The sequence below is a fragment of the Microtetraspora sp. NBRC 16547 genome (assembly GCF_030268965.1).
Lineage (GTDB): Bacteria > Actinomycetota > Actinomycetes > Streptosporangiales > Streptosporangiaceae > Microtetraspora.
In genome coordinates, this window is record NZ_BSSE01000002.1 from 192,218 (window position 1) to 208,872 (window position 16,655).

Sequence of the window (16,655 nt, forward strand, 5' to 3'; positions counted from 1 at the left end):
CGGCGTTCGCCGTCCCGGAAGCAGGGGACGGAGGTCAGGCCGTGCTCTTGGCGTCCAACCGCTGCAGCGCCTTCGCTATCGGGACGGCCGTCAGGCCGATCTGCCACTGGCGGGCGCCCAGCTCGCCGAGGCGCACGGCGATGGACTCCCGCGACAGGTCGTCGGGCGGCTCCCAGGTGAGCCGTCGCACCGCGTCCGGCTGGAGCAGGTTCTCGGTCGGCATCCGGTGCTCGTCGGCGAGCGCGGCGACCACCGTCCGGGCCGCCGCCAGCCGCTTCGCCGCGGCCGGATCGCGGTCGGCCCACCGGTTGGCCGGGGGCGGGCCGTCACCCGGCCCCATCGGCTGCGGCAGCTCCGCGTCGGGCATCGTCCGGCCCCGGGTGACCGCAGCCAGCCAGTCGCGCAGGTGACGACGCGCGCTCCTGCCGGTGAACGGGGCGACCTCGGTCAGTGCCTTCGTGGTGCGCGGCTGGTCGAGTGCCGCCTGCACGATCGCGGAGTCCGGCAGCACCCTGCCGGGAGCGAGGTCGATCTCCCGGGCGATCTCGTCCCGCAGCGTCCACAGCTCGCGGACCACGGCGAGCCCGCGCAACGACCGCACGCGGTGGACGCCCGAGGTGCGTCGCCACGGATCGCTGCGCGGTGGGGCGGTCGGGGCCGCGAGGATCGAGGAGAACTCCTCCAGGGCCCACTCCAGCTTGCCGCTGGAGGCCAGCTCCGCGAACAGCACGTCCCTGAGCTCGATCAGCACCTCGACGTCCAGCGCCGCGTAGCGCAGCCAGTCTTCAGGGAGGGGGCGGTTCGACCAGTCGGCGGCCGAATGGCCCTTCTCCAGTCGCAGGCCGAGGACGACCTCGACCATCGTGCCCAGCCCGACCCGCTCGTAGCCGAGGAGCCGTCCCGCGAGCTCGGTGTCGAACAGCTTCCGCGGCCGGAAGCCGAGCTCCGTCAGGCACGGAAGGTCCTGCGTCGCCGCGTGCAGGACGATCTCGCCGTCGGCGACGGCCTGATCCAGGGCGGTCAGGTCGGGGCAGGCCACCGGGTCGATCAGCGCGGTGCCCGACCCGGCGCGGCGCAACTGCACGAGATAGGCACGGCCGCTGTAGCGGTAGCCGGAGGCGCGCTCGGCATCCACCGCGATGGGGCCGCTCCCCCCGGAGAAGGCGCGCACGACCGCCGCGAGCGCGGAGTCGTCCTCGATGACGGGCGGGATTCCTTCACGCGGCTCCAACAAGAGCTGAACTTCAGGTTCGGTCACGAGTTACGGGGCTTTCGGATCTTCACGACGCGCCGGGCGGAGCCGCAGCGCCGCGACATCGGGTGGAAGGGGTGGGATGCCAGCGGCGAGACACATCAGATCGCACCAGGCGGCGGCATGCGCGGACAGGTCCTCGTCGAGAGGAGACCAGGAGGCCCGCAGCTCCAGCTCGGTGGTCACGGGATCGCCGGACTTGTTCCCGAAACCCTCTGAGACCGCACGGGTCACCGTGCCGCCGGCCGCGGCGTAGGCCGCTCCGTGCGCGTCGAGCGACTCGGTGAGCCAGCTCCAGGCCACCGGGCCGAGCAGCGGGTCCGTGGTGATCTCCGGCTCCATGTCGGCGCGGACGTACGCGACGAGGCGGAACTGCCCCTCCCAGCCGCGCTGGCCGTCCGGGTCGAACAGCATGATCAGGCGGCCGACGGCCAGTTCGTCGTCGTCGCGGTAGACGGAGGCACCGACCGCCCCGGAGTAGGGCGCAAGGCGCTGTGGCGCGGGGATGTCCTCCAGCTCGATCTCCGGCCTGACCTTGGCGGGCCGCAACGTCTCCAGCGCCCGCCGGAAGGCGGCCGGAGGCACGGGTGCGTCACCGAGGGTCATAGCCGAAGCGTAGGCCGGAGTCGGGAGTGCACGAAGCAGGGGGATGGCTGTGGGGGGCATACGTACCGATCAAACCGAAGCCGTCGCAAGCAACAGGGCGAATCCGCAGGTCGTGCACACCCGTTCGGGACAATCGTCGTGAGCGTCAGGGCAGGGCGGCCGTTCCAACGCGCGCTCGGCGTCGCAACCGGCACAGTGCTCAGTGCGGTGTTCGGGGGAACTCCACATCGACGTCATCGCTCCGGGGCCTCTCGTCGGATCCACGGTTGTGTCCCTAGTGATCGGGACTGCTCTGACGTTGACATGTCCCGCCGACATTTCCCCGCAACGCGCTCGGCGTGTCTCGAAAGTGGTATTGGAATCGATGCTGGAAGCACGATTGCGAACACTTTGCCGAGCTGTGAGGCGTACCTCACGATGCGGAGAGGTTCACCATACCGATGCTTGGCCCGGAGCGTACCGTCGGCGCGCTGTGGCCGGTGCGCGGGGCCGGCCGTATCGCGCGACCGGTGCGTGGCCCGGACCCATGACGTGGGACGCTGGGACGGTGACTGCCCACCTTGCCGACTCAGCCTTTCTCCGTGCCTGCCGTCGCGAGCCCGTCCCGCACACGCCCGTCTGGTTCATGCGCCAGGCCGGGCGGTCGCTCCCGGAGTACCGCCGGGTGCGCGAGGGCACCTCGATGCTCGCCGCGTGCGCGACGCCGGACCTCGTGGTCGAGATCACCATGCAGCCGGTACGGCGATACTCCACGGACGCCGCGATCTTCTTCAGCGACATCGTGGTCCCGCTCAAGGCCATCGGCGTCGGCCTCGACATCGTGCCGGGCGTCGGTCCCGTGGTGGACAGCCCGATCCGCGACGCCTCCGGTGTCGCCTCCCTGCGGCCCATCGAGCCGGGCGACGTGCCGTACGTCACGGAGTCCGTGCAGTCCCTCGTGAAGGAGCTCGACGGCGTGCCCCTCATCGGGTTCGCCGGCGGCCCGTTCACGCTCGCGTCGTACCTCATCGAGGGCGGGCCCTCCAAGAACCACGACCGCACCAAGGCGATGATGTACGGCGAGCCGGAGCTGTGGCACGAGCTGATGGACCGGCTCACCACGATCACGCTGGCCTTCCTGCGCATCCAGGTGGCCGCGGGCGCCTCCGCGATCCAGCTCTTCGACTCGTGGGTGGGCGCGGTCGCCCCGGTGGACTACCGCACCTACGTGCTGCCGCACACCAGCAAGATCTTCGCGGGCCTGGCCGACCTGAACGTGCCCCGCATCCACTTCGGCGTGGGCACGGGCGAGCTGCTCGGACTGATGGGGGAGGCCGGCGCGGACGTCGTCGGCGTCGACTGGCGGGTGCCGCTCGACGAGGCCGCGCTGCGCGTCGGCGCGGGCAAGGCCCTCCAGGGCAACCTCGACCCGGCCGTCCTGTTCGCGCCCTGGGACGTCGTCGAGCCCCGTGCCCGTGACGTGCTCGAGCGGGGCCGGGTGGCCGAGGGACACGTCTTCAACCTCGGCCACGGCGTCCTGCCCTCCACCGACCCCGACCAGCTCGCGCGGCTGGCCGACTTCGTCCACGAGGCGTCCGCCCGCTGACGCCCGGCGCTCCGGTGCGGGAGTCGCACCGGGGCGGCCGTCAGCCGGACGTCCGGGGTGAACCGTCCTCGCCGTCGCCGGACGGGTGCTCCACGGCGGGAGTGCTCCCGGCGGTGTCCCCGTACGGGCGGTCCTCCTCCTGCCACGCCTCCGTCCTGCTGGCCTCCGCCCTGGGCGCCTCCGTCCTCGCCGTACGGCGGGTGCCGGCCCGGCGGCGGACAAGATAGAAGGGCAGCCCGAGGATGGCGGCCAGGACGAGCCAGGGGAGCAGTACGCCCAGCACGGTGAGGCCGATCCCGACAGCGGTCACCAGCGCGGTCCAGCCGGCGTCGAGGCCGGCGAGGAACCCGGACGTCTTCTTCGGCTTGGGCTTGGGAGGCGTGGCGGCGGGCCCGGCCAGGTTGAGGGTGACGGTCGCCATGCCGGTCTGGGCGGCGAGCGCCTTCTGCCGCGCCTGGAGCGCCTCCAGCTCGGCCTCGCGGCTGGAGATCTCGCGCTCGATCTCCAGGATCTCGCCGATCTTCTGCGCCTTGCTCAGCAGCGTGCGGAACTGGCCGAGCGCCGACTCCGCCGACTTCACCCGGCTGGCCACGTCGGCGACCTCCTCGGTGACGTCCTGCGCACCCTGGTTCAGCGACTCGCGCTTGCCGAGGTCACGGCTGAGCCGGGCCAGCACGTCGGGGTAGCCGGCCGGGGGGATCTTGAACGCGATGACCGCCTCGTCCCGCTTGGAGTAGGAGTTACTCCGCTCCTCGGAGACGTAGCCGCCCGCGCCGGTCACGATCTGCTTGGCCTGGTCGGCGGCCGCGGTGACGTCCTTCACTCGGACGGTCAGCTGGGCCGTGTAGATCACCGCCCGGTCGTCGAGCGCGATCTTCGCCTTCTGGGGCGTGCGTGCCGACTTACCGGTGGAGTCGGCGCCTGCGCCTGCGCCGCCACTGGCCGGGTCGGCCTGCGCGAACTGTGGAGCGGAGGCCGCCTCGTCGCGGGCCACGGCCGGCGAGGAGCCGCCGTCGACCCCTCCGCAGCCGGAGAGCAGAAAGGCGGCCGTGACGATAACAGCCGTTCCGTACCGGAATCTGGTCATGTCCGTGAAGACGGGCTGTGGAGCGGGCGGGTTCGGTGATCGGCGTCACGGTCCTGTCACGGGTTCCGCACCGTGCGGTCACGGGGCGCTCATGGTCGGTGCGGTCACGGCGGTTCGGGGGGCGCGCCTCCTGCCCGGTAGCTTTGACGACTATGGAAGGAACCCCAGCTCCGCGCCATGTCGTGGTCGTCGGCGGTGGAATCGCCGGCCTGGCCGCCGCACTCTACTTGCGGCGCGGCGCCACCCGCGAGATTCGGATCACCGTTCTGGAAGGGGCGCCGCGGATCGGCGGCAAGCTCCACGCGTCCGACGTGGCCGGCCTGGAGGTGGACGCCGGGGCCGAGGCCATGCTGGCCCGCAGGCCCGAGGGCAAGGAGCTGGCCCGGCTCGCCGGGCTGGAGGACATGCTGGTCCATCCCGACGCGACGCACGCGTCCATCCTGTCCAGGGGAGCGCTCCACCCGCTGCCCAGCGGCCAGGTGATGGGCGTGCCCTCCGACCTGGCCGCGCTCGCCCGCTCGCGCGTCCTGTCCCCCGGGGGACTGGCCCGGGCCGCGCTCGATCGGGTCCTTCCCCCGAGCCTGGTCACCACGGACGTCTCCGTGGCCGCGTACATCCGGGCCCGCATGGGCACCGAGGTCGTCGACCGCCTTGTCGAGCCGCTGCTCGGCGGGGTCTACGCCGGCCGGTCCGAGATGCTCTCGCTTGACGCGACCATGCCGCAGATCGCCGCCGTCGCGCGTACGGAGCCCTCCCTGGCGAAGGCCGCGGCGGACATCGTCGCGGCGGCGCCCAAGGACGCCGGCCCGGTCTTCGCCACGCTCAGGAACGGCATGGGCAGCCTGCCGGAGGCGGTCGCGAAGGCGTCGGGCGCCGACGTCAGAACCGGCGTGACGGTGCGCGAGTTGATCCGGATGCCGGGCGGCTGGCGGCTCGTCACCGGCCCCACCAGGGACGAGGAGATCGTCGAGGCCGACGCCGTCGTGCTCGCCGTGCCCGCGATCGCCGCGGCGCGGCTGCTGCGGCGCGAGGTGCCGGGCGCGGCCGCCGAGCTCGCCGGGATCGAGTACGCCAGCATGGCCATCGCCACCCTGGCCTACCCCAGGGACGCGTTCCCCGTGCTGCCGTCGGGCAGCGGCTACCTGGTCCCGCCGGTCGAGCGCAGACCGGTCAAGGCCGCCACCTTCAGCACGATCAAGTGGCCGCACCTGGCCGAGGCCGATCCCGGCGTGGTGATCGTCCGCTGCTCCATGGGGCGCCTGGGCGAGGAGCACGTCCTGCAGCGGGACGACGCCGAGCTGGTGGCCACGGCGGTGGGTGAGATGGCCGAGATCACGGGGGTGCGGGGGTTCCCGATCGACACCCGGATCACCCGCTGGGGCGGCTCCCTGCCGCAGTACAACGTGGGCCATCTCGACCGGGTCGCCCGCATCCGCGCGGCGACGGCCATCCAGCCCGGCCTCGCGGTCTGCGGTGCGGCCTACGACGGCGTCGGGATCCCCGCGTGCGTCGCCACCGCCCGTACGGCCGCGGCGCTGATCCTCGACCATCTCGCCGCGAGCGAGCCCCGGTCAGCCGCCGGGGCGGCCGAAGACCCGGAGGGGTGAGACGGCAGAATGGAACGCATGACGGAGGGCACATCGCGTCCAAAGGCGCGTGATCTCAACCAGGTGATCCGGTACACCATGTGGTCGGTCTTCCGGCTGCGCGACCAGCTGCCCCCGGGTCGCGAGGGCGTCGCTGACGAGGTCGACGAGTTGCTCGCACAGGCGGGCGGCAAGGACGTCGTGACCCGCGGTTGCTACGACGTCTCCGGGTTCCGCGCGGACGCCGACTACATGTTCTGGTGGCACGCTCCGGCGGCGGAGGACCTGCAGGAGGTCTACTCCCGCTTCCGCCGCACCGCGCTCGGCCGCGCGAGCGAGCCGGTCTGGTCGGCGATGGCGCTGCACCGCCCGGCCGAGTTCAACAAGTCGCACATCCCCGCGTTCCTGGCGGAGGAGGAGCCGAGGGCGTTCGTCTCGGTCTATCCGTTCGTGCGCTCCCTGGAGTGGTACCTCCTCGACGACATCGAGCGCCGCACCATGCTCGCTGAGCACGGCAGGATGGCCCGTGACTTCCCGGACGTACGGGCGAACACCGTGGCCTGCTTCGCGCTGAACGACTTCGAGTGGATGCTCGCGTTCGAGGCCGACGAGCTGCACCGCATCGTCGACCTCATGCGCCACCTGCGCGCGGCCGAGGCGCGCCGCCACACCCGGGTGGAGATCCCGTTCTTCACCGGGCACAGGAAGCCCGTGAGCGAGCTGGTCACGGCCCTGCCCTGACCCTCCTGCCGCGTTCCAGCCACGTTCCAACCGCGACGCCCGCCGGTGACACCGGCGGGCGTCGTGCGTGTCCGGACCCGGGCGCGTACGGCGCCCACCGCGCGGGTAGGACCCCCGTGCATCACCCTCCCTATACGAGAGGATGACCCTCGCTGTACCAAATGCCGGGAACACCGATATGATCTCGTTATCTTTGTCATACTCGGGCAAAGCCCTTATGTCGTTGTGAGGCGAGGTGTCGAGGGTTCTGGCACGTTCCAGAGGCCGTCGCAGGAAGCGGCGGACCAGATCGCGCGTGATCAAGGTGTCCATCGGCCTGGCGGCGGTCGCCGCCGGTGTGGCCGCGTCGCGGCCGCTGCTCGCCGGCTCGGGCGAGCCGTCCCCCGTCCGCGCGGCCGCCGTCGCGCCGATGGCGAGCCCCGGCCCCGTGGGCGAGTTGACCGTCACCAGCGCGGGCGGCGCCGCGAAGTCCGGCCGGGTCGGCGGATCCAAGGGCGAGGTGATGGCGTCCGGACGGTCGAAGTACACCGACGAGCAGGCGCTCACCTACTTCACGAGCCGGTGGAACGACAAGACGACCAAGCGGGTGCGTGAGATCCGGACGGCCGGCCGATACTTGCGGATCTATACGGACCTCCCCGAGACCGCCGACAACTCCAAGTCCGCGATCACCCTGTGCAAGAGGGGCCTGGAGTACCTCAAGGACATCGGGGAGACCAACCCGGTGGTGTTCGTCCAGGCGAAGTTCGGCGGGAACGGCAACCCCGTCCTGGCCAACATCCTCGGCCCGGACGATCACACCTGCCGCGTCACCCACCCCAAGCCCAGGTGATCGGCCCCAGGTGATCGGCGGAGCCGGGTCTCACTCGGCCGGTTCGAGAGTCAGGCAGACGGAGTTGATGCAGTAGCGGTCGTCGGTGGGCGTGGCGTACCCCTCGCCGTGGAAGACGTGCCCCAGGTGCGAGTCGCACCGGGCGCAGCGGACCTCCACGCGGGTCATGCCCAGCGAGTCGTCCTGGTGCAGGGTGACCGCCTTCGACGCCGACGGCTCGAAGAACGACGGCCAGCCGCAGTGCGAGTCGAACTTGGCCTCCGAACGGAACAGCTCGGCTCCGCACGCGCGGCAGGAATAGACCCCCACGGTCTTCGTGTCGACGTACTCACCGGTGAAGGGACGCTCCGTACCCGCCTGGCGCAGCACGCGGAACTCCTCGGGGGAAAGCTGGACGCGCCACTCGGCGTCACTCTTGATGACCTTGTCCATGTTCGCCTGCCTATGTGGGATCGGTCGCGTGGTCAACGCGTAGAACCACACGGCACCCTGAGACCTTCCCGGCGGAGTTCTTTCCGGGTGAAGCATCCTTCGGAGGTCGTTTTGGCGTCTTCACTGGTGAGAGGGCTGATCCTCCCCGAGAGGGAGGGATCGGCCGTCCCGCCGTCGCGGCGGCGAAGCGCCCTACCCGTGCTGGACGCCGCCCGTACGGCAGGAGGGTTGCCGTCCGAAGGGGCGGCACGCCGGGTCCGTCCCATCCGACCTTCCGGCCGAGGCGGCCGGTGCCCAGTGCCGAGCACCGATCGCCGAACGCCGAGGTCCGGGACGGACCCGCTCCGTCCCGGGTAGGGTCGCAGGCATGGCTTCGCCGTACATAGAGATCGAGGCGGGCGGCCGGACCGTCAAAGTGACCAATCCGGACAAGATCTACTTCCCCGGCGTAGGGGCCACCAAGCGCGACCTGGTGGAGTACTACGTGAGCGTGGGAGAGGGGGTCCTGCGCGCGCTGCGCGACCGCCCCACGCACCTCAAGCGGCATCCCGACGGTGTCGAGACCGAGGCGATCTACCAGAAGCGGATGCCCAAGCACCCCGACTGGATCGAGACGGTGACGGTGCGCTTCCCCAGCGGGCGCACGGCCGACGCGTTCCGGCCGACCGAGATCGCCGCCGTGGCCTGGTGCGCGAACCTCGGCACGATCGACTTCCACCCCTGGCCCGTCCGGGCGGCCGACGTGGAGCATCCCGACGAGCTTCGCATCGACCTCGACCCGCAGCCGGGCACCGGCTTCGACGAGGCGCGCAAGGTCGCCTTCGTCGTCCGGGAGGTCCTCGCCGACCTGGGCATGCGCGGTTTCCCGAAGACCTCCGGCAGCCGCGGGATCCACGTCGCCGTGCGCGTCCGGCCGGAGTGGACCTTCACCGAGGTGCGGCACGCGTCCATCGCGCTGGCCCGCGAGGTGGAGCGGCGCGCTCCCGGCCTCGCGACCACGGCGTGGTGGAAGGAGGAGCGCGGCGAGCGGGTCTTCATCGACTACAACCAGAACGCCAGGGACCGCACCGTGGTCGCCGCCTACTCGGTGCGCGCCCGGCCGGAGGCTCAGGTGTCCGCGCCGGTCACCTGGGACGAGCTGGCCGGGTGCGATCCGCGCGACTTCGACATCAGGACGATGCCGGAGCGCTTCGCCCGGCTCGGCGATGTGCAGCGGGCCATCGACGACGAGGCGTTCGGCATCGAGGCGCTGCTGGAGCGGTACGCCGCCGACGATCGCGGTGACCTGCCGTACCCGCCGAACTATCCGAAGATGCCCGGCGAGCCCAAGCGCGTCCAGCCGTCCAAAGCCCGCCCGGAAGGTTAGGTCGTGTTTCGTGGATCTTTTTGGCCTACTGCGGTCGCTGCGGGCTAGAACCGCTGGACCATCGAGGCGGTCAGCAGCACCAGGACGAACGTGGAGATCCCGGCGACGCCGTGCAGGGCGACCGCGATCATCGGAAAGCGGCGTTCCGTGCCCCGGGCGTGGCGGCCCACTCCGCCCAGCCAGCGGGTGGACAGCGTGAAGCCGAGCAGCGCGACGGCGGTCAGCACCGCGAAGGCCCCCCAGGCGTACCCGCTCTCGTGGGTGAGCAGGAAGCCGACCCACAGCCCGAGTCCCGCGACCGCGAGGGCGGGATGGGTGAGGATCAGGGCCGTCGGGAACGCGGTGACCTTCGTCGCCTGCTGCCGCAGGCCGCTGCCCGCCAGCCACAGGACCAGCAGGTAGAGCCCGGCCAGCGCGGTGAGGATCCAGACTGCGAGCGCGGCGAGTTCCAAGCGTCCCCTCCGGAGCGGACCCGGAAGCGGGCGTCCTGGTCGGCCCGTCGGTCCCGTTGGCACGATCCAACACCGTCCTTCCGCAGGCGGGAACAGGGGACATCGAACCGTTATCTGTCGGGCGGATGTGTCACTGTAGAGAGCGTGCGCCGCATACATCCCGACTTCGAAGACGATCCTGATCTCGTCGCCGCCTACGCTCAGCCCCCGGGCGAGTGGCTGCGGATCAACATGGTGGCCAGCGCGGACGGCGGTGCCTGGCTCAAGGGCCTGTCCGGCGGGCTCTCCAGCGAGGGGGACCGCCGGGTGTTCGGCATCCTGCGCGGTCTCGCCGACGTGATCCTCGCCGGTGCCGCCACCGTGCGCACCGAGGGGTACGGTCCGGCCCGGCCCCGCGCGTCGTGGCGCGCCCTTCGCGTGGGCCGCCCGCCCGCCCCGCCGGTGGCGGTCGTCACCCGGCGGCTCGACCTGGACCTCGGCAGCCCGCTGTTCACCGAGACCGAGCCGTACGCGCGGACGATCGTGATCACCACGGAGTCAGCGCCGCCCGACCGGCGGGCGGAGGCCGCCAAGAAGGCCGATGTGATCACCGCGGGGGAACACCGCGTCGATCTGACGCTGGCGGCGCGCGAGCTGCGCGAGCGCGGCCTGCCCGCGATCCTGTGCGAGGGCGGCCCCCGGCTGAACGCCCAGCTCGCCTCCGCGGGTCTGGTGGACGAGCTGTGCCTCACCGTCAGCCCGCTGCTGATCGGCGGCGACGCGGCCCGCATCCTGAACGGCGCCGCGTCCCAGACCCGGCTGGCGCTCGCCCAGGTCCTCCAGGAGGAGGGATTCCTGTTCTGCCGCTACATGAGGGAGACGTCGGATGAGCTTGCCGGTTGAGCCACCTGTGGCCCCGATGCTGGCCAAGGCGGTGAAGCGGCTACCGGGCCAGGACGGCTCGCTCTTCTACGAGCCGAAGTGGGATGGCTTCCGCTGCATCGTGTTCCGCGACGGCGACGAGGTCTATCTCGGCAGCCGGAACGAGCGGCCGTTCACCAGATACTTCCCCGAGCTGGTCCAGGCCGTGCGCGAGGAGCTGCCCGAGCGGTGCGTCGTCGACGGCGAGATCGTCGTCATGAGCGGTCAGACGCTCGACTTCGACGCGCTCCAGCAGCGCATCCATCCGGCGGAGTCCCGGGTGCGGCTGCTCGCCGAGCGGACGCCCGCGTCGTTCGTCGCGTTCGACCTGCTCGCCCTCGGCGACGAGGACCTCATGGGCGCGCCGTTCGCCGACCGGAGGGCCCGGCTGGAGAAGGCGCTGGCCGGCGCCGGCCGCTCGATCCGGCTGACGCCGGTCACGCGGGACGAGCGGCAGGCGGCCGAGTGGTTCGACACGTTCGAGGGGGCGGGGCTGGACGGCATCGTCGTCAAGCCGGGCACCCTGCCGTACGAACCGGACCGGCGGGTGATGTTCAAGGTCAAGCACGAGCGGACGGCCGACTGCGTCGTCGCCGGCTACCGCGAGCACAAGACCGGCGGGGTGGTCGGCTCGCTGCTCCTGGGGCTGTACGACGCCGACGGGCGGCTGCACCACGTGGGCGTGGTCGCGGCGTTTTCCATGAAGCGCCGCGCCGAGCTGGTGGGGGAGCTCGCGCCGTACCGGCTGGAGGACCTGAGCGAGCACCCGTGGGCGTCGTGGGCGGCGCAAACCGGTGAGACGGCCCTCGACGGCGGCCAGCGGATGCCCGGCGCGGTCTCCCGGTGGAACGCCAAGAAGGACCTGTCGTTCATCCCGCTCCGGCCCGAGCTGGTGGTAGAGGTGGCCTACGACCACATGGAGGGCGACAGGTTCCGGCACACCACCCAGTTCCGCCGCTGGCGCTCCGACCGCGAGCCGTCCTCGTGCACGTACGAGCAGCTCGAACGTCCCGTCGCCTACGACCTCGACGAGATCCTGCCGCGCTGACCGGCCCGCGCTGATCCGCGCCGATTCGCCCGGGAGGGCGGGGGAGCGGGGGAGCGGGGGAGACCGGCGCCTCAGCCGGTCAGCGCGCGGACAGCGGCGGTCACAACGACGGCCGCGCCGACGACCACGAGGAACGGCGCCCGCAGCAGAAGCGCGACGGCCGCCGCCGCGAGCCCGGCGGCCCGCGCGTCGACGACCAGCGCCTGCCCGCTCCCGAAGGTCTGGATGGCGGTGAGCGCGGCCAGCATCGCGACGGGCACCAGAGACGCCATCCGCCGCACCAGGGGCCGCTCCAGCAGCCCGGCGGGCACGGACAGGCCGAGCAGCTTGACGGCGTAGCAGCCAAGCGCCGTGACGGCGATGGAGATCCAGACGATCACGGGTGTGCCTCCTCGCGGCGGGTGACGGCCAGGACGATCGGCGCGGCGAGGGCCGCGACCAGGACGGGGACGCCGGTGGGCAGCAGTGGCAGGCAGGCCAACGCCAGCACGACGGCGAGGACCGCGACCAGCGCCTCCTGCCGCCCGCGCAGCATGGACGCGAGCAGCGCCAGGAAGACGGCCGGTCCGGCGGCGTCCAGCCCCCAGGCCGACGGGTCGCCGAGTGCGGCGGCTCCCAGCGCGCCGAGGAAGGTGGTGAGGTTCCAGAGCACGTACAGGCTGGCCCCGGTGACCGTGAAGCCGAGCCTGGCGCTGTCCCGGTCCGGCTGGGCCATGGCCACGGCCGAGGTCTCGTCGATGATCCACTGCGCGGCGAACGGGCGCACCGCCCGGGGCAGGCCCAGCAGGTGCGACAGCCGCAGCCCGTAGAACGCGTTGCGCACGCCCAGGAACAGGGCGCCCGCCACAGCGGCGACGGGGTTGCCGCCCGCTCCCAGCGCGCCGACGAGAGCGAACTGGGACGCCCCGGTGAACACGAAGAGTGAGAGCGCGCACGTCTGCGCCAGGCTCAGCCCGGACCCGGCCGAGGTTACGCCGAACGCGAACCCGGACAGGCCGACGGCGATCCCCACCCCCAGGGCGTCACGGATGACCGCCGCCCGGGGACGGCTTGGTGCCCGTTCTCGTTGGATTTGTGCAGATTCCATGGTCACGCGCCGAGATTACGCGGCGCCGCCAAAACGGTCTTGTACGTTCTTTCGCTCGCGCTGGCACGCCCCGGGAGGCACGCCGGGGACGCGGGTGAAGTGAGGGGTGTCGTCAACTGCGGGTTGACGATCGGACATCGTCAACCTAACGTTGACGGTATGACGAATCCCGTTCCGTTCACGCACCCGGTCCGGCTCGACGACCTGATCGAGGCCATCAAGAGGGCGCACTCCGACGCGCTCGACCAGCTCGCCGACGCGGTCATCCTCGGCGATCACCTCGGCGAGGTCGCCGACCACCTGATCGGCCACTTCGTCGACCAGGCGCGGCGCTCAGGCGCGTCCTGGACCGACATCGGCAGGAGCATGGGCGTAACCAAGCAGGCCGCCCAGAAGCGGTTCGTGCCGAAGGCCTCCGCGGAGCCGTCGACGCTTGACCCCGACCAGGGATTCCGGCGGTTCACCCCGCGTGCCAGGAACGTCGTGATGGCCGCGCACAACGAGGCACAAGCGGCAGGCAACGACGAGGTCCGGCCCGAGCACCTGGCGCTGGGCCTCCTGAGCGAGCCGGAGGCCCTGGCCGCGAAGGCCATCGTCGCCCAGGGGGTGGCGCTGGAGACCGTACGGCAGGCCGTGGCGGCGACGCTGCCGCCGGCCGCCGAACGGGTGCCCGAGGTCATCCCGTACGACGCGCAGGCGCGCAAGGCGCTGGAGCTCACCTTCCGCGAGGCCCTGCTGATGGGTCACAACTACGTCGGGACCGAGCACATCCTGCTCGCGCTGCTGGAGCTGGAGGACGGCGCGGGCGTGTTCTCCGGCCTCGGCATCGCCAAGCCGGCCGCGGAGGAGTACATCAGGGCCACCCTGGCCGCCATCCTCGCGGCCCGGGAGCACGAGCAGGCCGGGGAGGCGGGGCAGGGGCAGGAGGGCCGGACGGAGGGGTGACCCCGGGCCCGCCCCCTCAGGCGGGGTCTTCCCTGGGGCGGCGCAGGATCTGGAGGGACCTGGCGGCGACGGACACGTCCACGCCCGCCGGCCAGACCTCGCCGGGGAAGGGCCCGTGGCTGGGAGCCTCGTCGGCCGTGTCGAGTACGGGGTGCCAGCGGTCGCCGAACTCCGTGCCGGGCAGGGTGAAGGCGAGGCTCTCGTGGTGGGCGTTGATCAGCAGCAGGAACGAGTCGTCCGTGATCCTCTCGCCGCGGGGGCCGGGCTCGGAGATGGCGTCGCCGTTGACGAACACCGCCAGCGACTTGGCGTAGCTCGCGTGCCAGTCGGAGGAGACCATCTCCTTGCCCGACGGCGTGAGCCAGACGATGTCGCGCAGGTCGTCGTCCGCCCTGCGGCCGTAGAAGAACCGGCGCCTGCGGAACACCGGGTGGTCGCGCCGGAGCGCGGCGAGCGTTCGGACGAACTCCAGGAGGTCCGCCTCGGTCTTGGCCAGCGACCAGTCCACCCAGGAGATCTCGTTGTCCTGGCAGTAGGCGTTGTTGTTGCCGCGCTGCGTGCGTCCGAACTCGTCCCCCGCGAGCAGCATCGGGACGCCTTGAGAGGCGAACAGCGTGGCGAGGAAGTTACGCCGCTGCCGGTGGCGGAGCCGGACGATCCCGGGGTCCACGACCGGGCCCTCGGCCCCGCAGTTCCACGAGCGGTTGTCGTCGGTGCCGTCGCGGTTGTCCTCGCCGTTGGCCTCGTTGTGCTTGCGGTTGTAGGAGACCAGGTCGGTGAGAGTGAACCCGTCGTGGCAGGTGACGAAGTTGATGGACGCCACCGGCCGGCGGCCGCTCGTGGCGTACAGGTCGCTCGATCCGGTGAGGCGTGACGCGAACTCGGGCATCGTGCGTGAGCCGCCCCGCCAGAAGTCACGGACCGAGTCGCGGTACTTTCCGTTCCACTCGGTCCACAGGGGCGGGAAGTTGCCGACCTGGTAGCCGCCGGGGCCGACGTCCCACGGCTCGGCGATCAGCTTGACCTGCGAGATCACCGGATCCTGCTGGATCAGGTCGAAGAACGCGGACAGCCGGTCCACGTCGTGCAGCTCGCGGGCGAGCGCGGCGGCCAGGTCGAACCGGAAGCCGTCGACGTGCATCTCCAGCACCCAGTACCGCAGCGAGTCCATGATCAGCTGCAGCGCGTGCGGCGAGCGGACGTTCAGCGAGTTCCCGCAGCCGGTGTAGTCGAGGTAGTAGCGCCGGTCGGAGTCGTGCAGCCGGTAGTAGGCCGCGTTGTCGATGCCCCGGAAGCCGAGGGTGGGTCCCATGTGGTCGCCCTCGGCCGTGTGGTTGTAGACCACGTCGAGGATGACCTCGATGCCGGCCTCGTGCAGGGCCTTCACCATCGCCTTGAACTCCAGCACCTGCTCGCCCCGCTGCCCCGCGCTTGAGTACGCGTTGTGCGGCGCGAGATAGGCGATGGTGTTGTAGCCCCAGTAGTTCGTCAGGCCGCGCGCCACCATGGCGTGCTCGGGCACGAACTGGTGGACCGGCATCAGCTCCACCGCCGTCACGCCGATCGACAGCAGGTGCTCGATCACCGCGGGATGGGCCAGCCCGGCGTAGGTGCCGCGCTGCTCGTCCGGCACGTCCGGATGCCGCATCGTCAGCCCGCGCACGTGCGCCTCGTAGATCACGGTCTCGTGGTACGGCGTGCGCGGCGGGCGGTCGTTTCCCCACTCGAAGAACGGGTTGATCACCACGTTCTTCGGCATGTGCGGCGCGGAGTCGTCGGTGTTCAGCCGCCCCGGATCGGTGAAGTGGTAGGAGAACAGCGCCTCGTTCCAGCGCACGTCGCCCTCGATGGCCTTGCCGTACGGGTCGAGGAGCAGCTTGGCGGGGTTGCAGCGGTGGCCGTGCTCCGGTTCGTACGGCCCGTGCACGCGGAAGCCGTACTGCTGGCCGGGAGTGATCCCGGGCAGGTAGCCGTGCCAGACGAAGCCGTCCATCTCCGGCAGATCGACGCGGGTCTCGGCGCCGCCGTCGTCGAACAGGCACAGCTCGACCCGCTCGGCGACCTCGGAGAACACCGAGAAACTGGTGCCCACGCCATTCCAGGTGCCGCCGAGTGGATACGGCTCTCCAGGCCAGACTTCGCGCATGTGACCCCATTCTCCTCCTGGGAGGGGCCTTCGTGTACCCCAAAAGATCTGCGAGATCCAGCCCGTCTTGCCGGTGTTCATGCAGACGCACGGGCCCCCGCCGGGCCGGGACGGCCGGAGCGGGGGCCCGTGAGGCGGTTCAGCCGACGAGTTCGGCGTTCAGGGTGATGGTGGTGCCCGCGAGGGCCTTGCTCACCGGGCAGTTGGCCTTGGCGGTCTCGGCCGCCTGCTGGAAGTCCGCGGCCGAGATGCCGGGAACCTGGCCGCGGACGGAGATCACGATGCCCGTGATGCCCTCGCCGGGCTGGAAGGTCACGTCCGCCCTGGTCTCCAGCGACTGCGGCGGAGTTCCGGCCTTGGCCAGGCCGCTGGACAGCGCCATCGAGAAGCAGGAGGAGTGAGCGGCCGCGATCAGCTCCTCGGGGCTGGTCTTGCCGTTCGCCTGCTCCGCCCTGGACGGCCAGGAGACGTCGAAGGTGCCGACGCCGGACGAGTCCAGAGAGACCGTGCCGGAGCCGTCGAGGAGCGCGCCCTTCCACTGGGTGGTCGCGGTACGGGTGGTCGCCATGGCGATATCCCTTCAGTCGTAA

General features: G+C 71.4%; 17 protein-coding genes. 8 read left to right on the plus strand and 9 right to left on the minus strand.

Annotated elements, in window-relative coordinates:
• Window positions 1–34: 34 nt before the first annotated feature.
• Together QSK17_RS03610 and QSK17_RS03615 are read right to left on the minus strand one after the other, a co-directional pair.
• Window positions 35–1,258, minus strand: a complete 1,224-nt coding sequence (locus tag QSK17_RS03610; protein WP_285702926.1) for a ribonuclease D — start codon at window positions 1,256–1,258, stop codon at window positions 35–37.
• A gap of 3 nt (window positions 1,259–1,261) precedes the next feature.
• Window positions 1,262–1,858: a DUF3000 domain-containing protein gene (locus tag QSK17_RS03615; RefSeq protein WP_285702927.1), complete on the minus strand. Its 597-nt coding sequence runs from the start codon at window positions 1,856–1,858 to the stop codon at window positions 1,262–1,264.
• 526 nt (window positions 1,859–2,384) lie between these two features.
• Here QSK17_RS03615 and hemE point away from each other — a divergent pair.
• Entirely contained in the window at window positions 2,385–3,443 is a 1,059-nt protein-coding gene (hemE, locus tag QSK17_RS03620) for a uroporphyrinogen decarboxylase (RefSeq protein WP_285702928.1), read from the plus strand.
• A gap of 40 nt (window positions 3,444–3,483) precedes the next feature.
• On the opposite strand, the gene QSK17_RS03625 is transcribed toward hemE, so the two are convergent.
• The gene (locus tag QSK17_RS03625; protein WP_285702929.1) at window positions 3,484–4,530 is read right to left on the minus strand and encodes a DUF4349 domain-containing protein; all 1,047 of its coding nucleotides are present in this window, start codon (window positions 4,528–4,530) and stop codon (window positions 3,484–3,486) included.
• A 152-nt stretch (window positions 4,531–4,682) separates the two neighbouring features.
• On the opposite strand from QSK17_RS03625, the gene hemG reads away from it, so the two are divergent.
• The 3 genes from hemG (at window position 4,683) to QSK17_RS03640 (ending at window position 7,689) form a co-directional block, all read left to right on the plus strand.
• A complete protein-coding gene (hemG, locus tag QSK17_RS03630) occupies window positions 4,683–6,137 on the plus strand; it encodes a protoporphyrinogen oxidase (RefSeq protein WP_285702930.1) in 1,455 nt (484 codons plus the stop codon).
• 18 nt (window positions 6,138–6,155) lie between these two features.
• Window positions 6,156–6,857 (plus strand): hydrogen peroxide-dependent heme synthase, encoded by a 702-nt coding sequence (hemQ, locus tag QSK17_RS03635; protein WP_285702931.1) that lies wholly within the window; start codon window positions 6,156–6,158, stop codon window positions 6,855–6,857.
• Between the two features lie 295 nt (window positions 6,858–7,152).
• Window positions 7,153–7,689 carry a hypothetical protein gene (locus tag QSK17_RS03640; protein WP_285702932.1) on the plus strand — a complete coding sequence of 179 codons (537 nt, stop codon included), beginning with the start codon at window positions 7,153–7,155 and terminating at the stop codon, window positions 7,687–7,689.
• 30 nt (window positions 7,690–7,719) lie between these two features.
• Here QSK17_RS03640 and msrB read toward each other — a convergent pair whose 3' ends face one another.
• Window positions 7,720–8,121 (minus strand): peptide-methionine (R)-S-oxide reductase MsrB, encoded by a 402-nt coding sequence (gene msrB / locus QSK17_RS03645; protein WP_285702933.1) that lies wholly within the window; start codon window positions 8,119–8,121, stop codon window positions 7,720–7,722.
• Window positions 8,122–8,488: 367 nt separating this feature from the next.
• On the opposite strand from msrB, the gene ligD reads away from it, so the two are divergent.
• Window positions 8,489–9,487, plus strand: a complete 999-nt coding sequence (ligD, locus tag QSK17_RS03650) for a non-homologous end-joining DNA ligase (protein ID WP_285702934.1) — start codon at window positions 8,489–8,491, stop codon at window positions 9,485–9,487.
• Window positions 9,488–9,531: 44 nt separating this feature from the next.
• Here the strand turns inward: ligD and QSK17_RS03655 are convergent, their stop codons facing one another.
• Window positions 9,532–9,939 (minus strand): hypothetical protein, encoded by a 408-nt coding sequence (locus tag QSK17_RS03655; RefSeq protein ID WP_285702935.1) that lies wholly within the window; start codon window positions 9,937–9,939, stop codon window positions 9,532–9,534.
• 144 nt (window positions 9,940–10,083) lie between these two features.
• Here QSK17_RS03655 and QSK17_RS03660 point away from each other — a divergent pair, with 144 nt between their 5' ends.
• Together QSK17_RS03660 and QSK17_RS03665 are read left to right on the plus strand one after the other, a co-directional pair.
• Window positions 10,084–10,821, plus strand: a complete 738-nt coding sequence (locus QSK17_RS03660) for a pyrimidine reductase family protein (RefSeq protein ID WP_285702936.1) — start codon at window positions 10,084–10,086, stop codon at window positions 10,819–10,821.
• Window positions 10,805–11,887, plus strand: a complete 1,083-nt coding sequence (locus tag QSK17_RS03665) for an ATP-dependent DNA ligase (RefSeq protein ID WP_285702937.1) — start codon at window positions 10,805–10,807, stop codon at window positions 11,885–11,887. The genes QSK17_RS03660 and QSK17_RS03665 overlap by 17 nt, the downstream gene beginning before the upstream one ends.
• 71 nt (window positions 11,888–11,958) lie before the next feature.
• Here the strand turns inward: QSK17_RS03665 and QSK17_RS03670 are convergent, their stop codons facing one another.
• The gene (locus QSK17_RS03670) at window positions 11,959–12,267 is read right to left on the minus strand and encodes an AzlD domain-containing protein (RefSeq protein WP_285702938.1); all 309 of its coding nucleotides are present in this window, start codon (window positions 12,265–12,267) and stop codon (window positions 11,959–11,961) included.
• Entirely contained in the window at window positions 12,264–12,974 is a 711-nt protein-coding gene (locus QSK17_RS03675; RefSeq protein ID WP_285703249.1) for an AzlC family ABC transporter permease, read from the minus strand. The genes QSK17_RS03670 and QSK17_RS03675 overlap by 4 nt, the downstream gene beginning before the upstream one ends.
• A 159-nt stretch (window positions 12,975–13,133) precedes the next feature.
• On the opposite strand from QSK17_RS03675, the gene QSK17_RS03680 reads away from it, so the two are divergent.
• Entirely contained in the window at window positions 13,134–13,919 is a 786-nt protein-coding gene (locus tag QSK17_RS03680) for a Clp protease N-terminal domain-containing protein (protein ID WP_285702939.1), read from the plus strand.
• A 16-nt stretch (window positions 13,920–13,935) separates the two neighbouring features.
• On the opposite strand, the gene glgX is transcribed toward QSK17_RS03680, so the two are convergent.
• Both glgX and QSK17_RS03690 read right to left on the minus strand, forming a co-directional pair.
• A complete protein-coding gene (gene glgX, locus QSK17_RS03685) occupies window positions 13,936–16,065 on the minus strand; it encodes a glycogen debranching protein GlgX (protein ID WP_285702940.1) in 2,130 nt (709 codons plus the stop codon).
• Window positions 16,066–16,204: 139 nt separating this feature from the next.
• Window positions 16,205–16,633: an OsmC family protein gene (locus QSK17_RS03690; protein ID WP_285702941.1), complete on the minus strand. Its 429-nt coding sequence runs from the start codon at window positions 16,631–16,633 to the stop codon at window positions 16,205–16,207.
• Window positions 16,634–16,655 lie beyond the last annotated feature (22 nt).

What these genes read in the sequence shown, in the direction of transcription:
- QSK17_RS03615 (WP_285702927.1), bottom strand. Translation starts at nt 1,858, where the DNA reads ATGACCCTCGGTGACGCACCCGTGCCTCCGGCCGCCTTCCGGCGGGCG.
- hemE (WP_285702928.1), top strand. Translation starts at nt 2,385, where the DNA reads ATGACGTGGGACGCTGGGACGGTGACTGCCCACCTTGCCGACTCAGCC.
- QSK17_RS03625 (WP_285702929.1), bottom strand. Translation starts at nt 4,530, where the DNA reads ATGACCAGATTCCGGTACGGAACGGCTGTTATCGTCACGGCCGCCTTT.
- hemG (WP_285702930.1), top strand. Translation starts at nt 4,683, where the DNA reads ATGGAAGGAACCCCAGCTCCGCGCCATGTCGTGGTCGTCGGCGGTGGA.
- hemQ (WP_285702931.1), top strand. Translation starts at nt 6,156, where the DNA reads ATGACGGAGGGCACATCGCGTCCAAAGGCGCGTGATCTCAACCAGGTG.
- msrB (WP_285702933.1), bottom strand. Translation starts at nt 8,121, where the DNA reads ATGGACAAGGTCATCAAGAGTGACGCCGAGTGGCGCGTCCAGCTTTCC.
- ligD (WP_285702934.1), top strand. Translation starts at nt 8,489, where the DNA reads ATGGCTTCGCCGTACATAGAGATCGAGGCGGGCGGCCGGACCGTCAAA.
- QSK17_RS03665 (WP_285702937.1), top strand. Translation starts at nt 10,805, where the DNA reads ATGAGCTTGCCGGTTGAGCCACCTGTGGCCCCGATGCTGGCCAAGGCG.
- QSK17_RS03675 (WP_285703249.1), bottom strand. Translation starts at nt 12,974, where the DNA reads ATGGAATCTGCACAAATCCAACGAGAACGGGCACCAAGCCGTCCCCGG.
- QSK17_RS03680 (WP_285702939.1), top strand. Translation starts at nt 13,134, where the DNA reads ATGACGAATCCCGTTCCGTTCACGCACCCGGTCCGGCTCGACGACCTG.
- glgX (WP_285702940.1), bottom strand. Translation starts at nt 16,065, where the DNA reads ATGCGCGAAGTCTGGCCTGGAGAGCCGTATCCACTCGGCGGCACCTGG.
- QSK17_RS03690 (WP_285702941.1), bottom strand. Translation starts at nt 16,633, where the DNA reads ATGGCGACCACCCGTACCGCGACCACCCAGTGGAAGGGCGCGCTCCTC.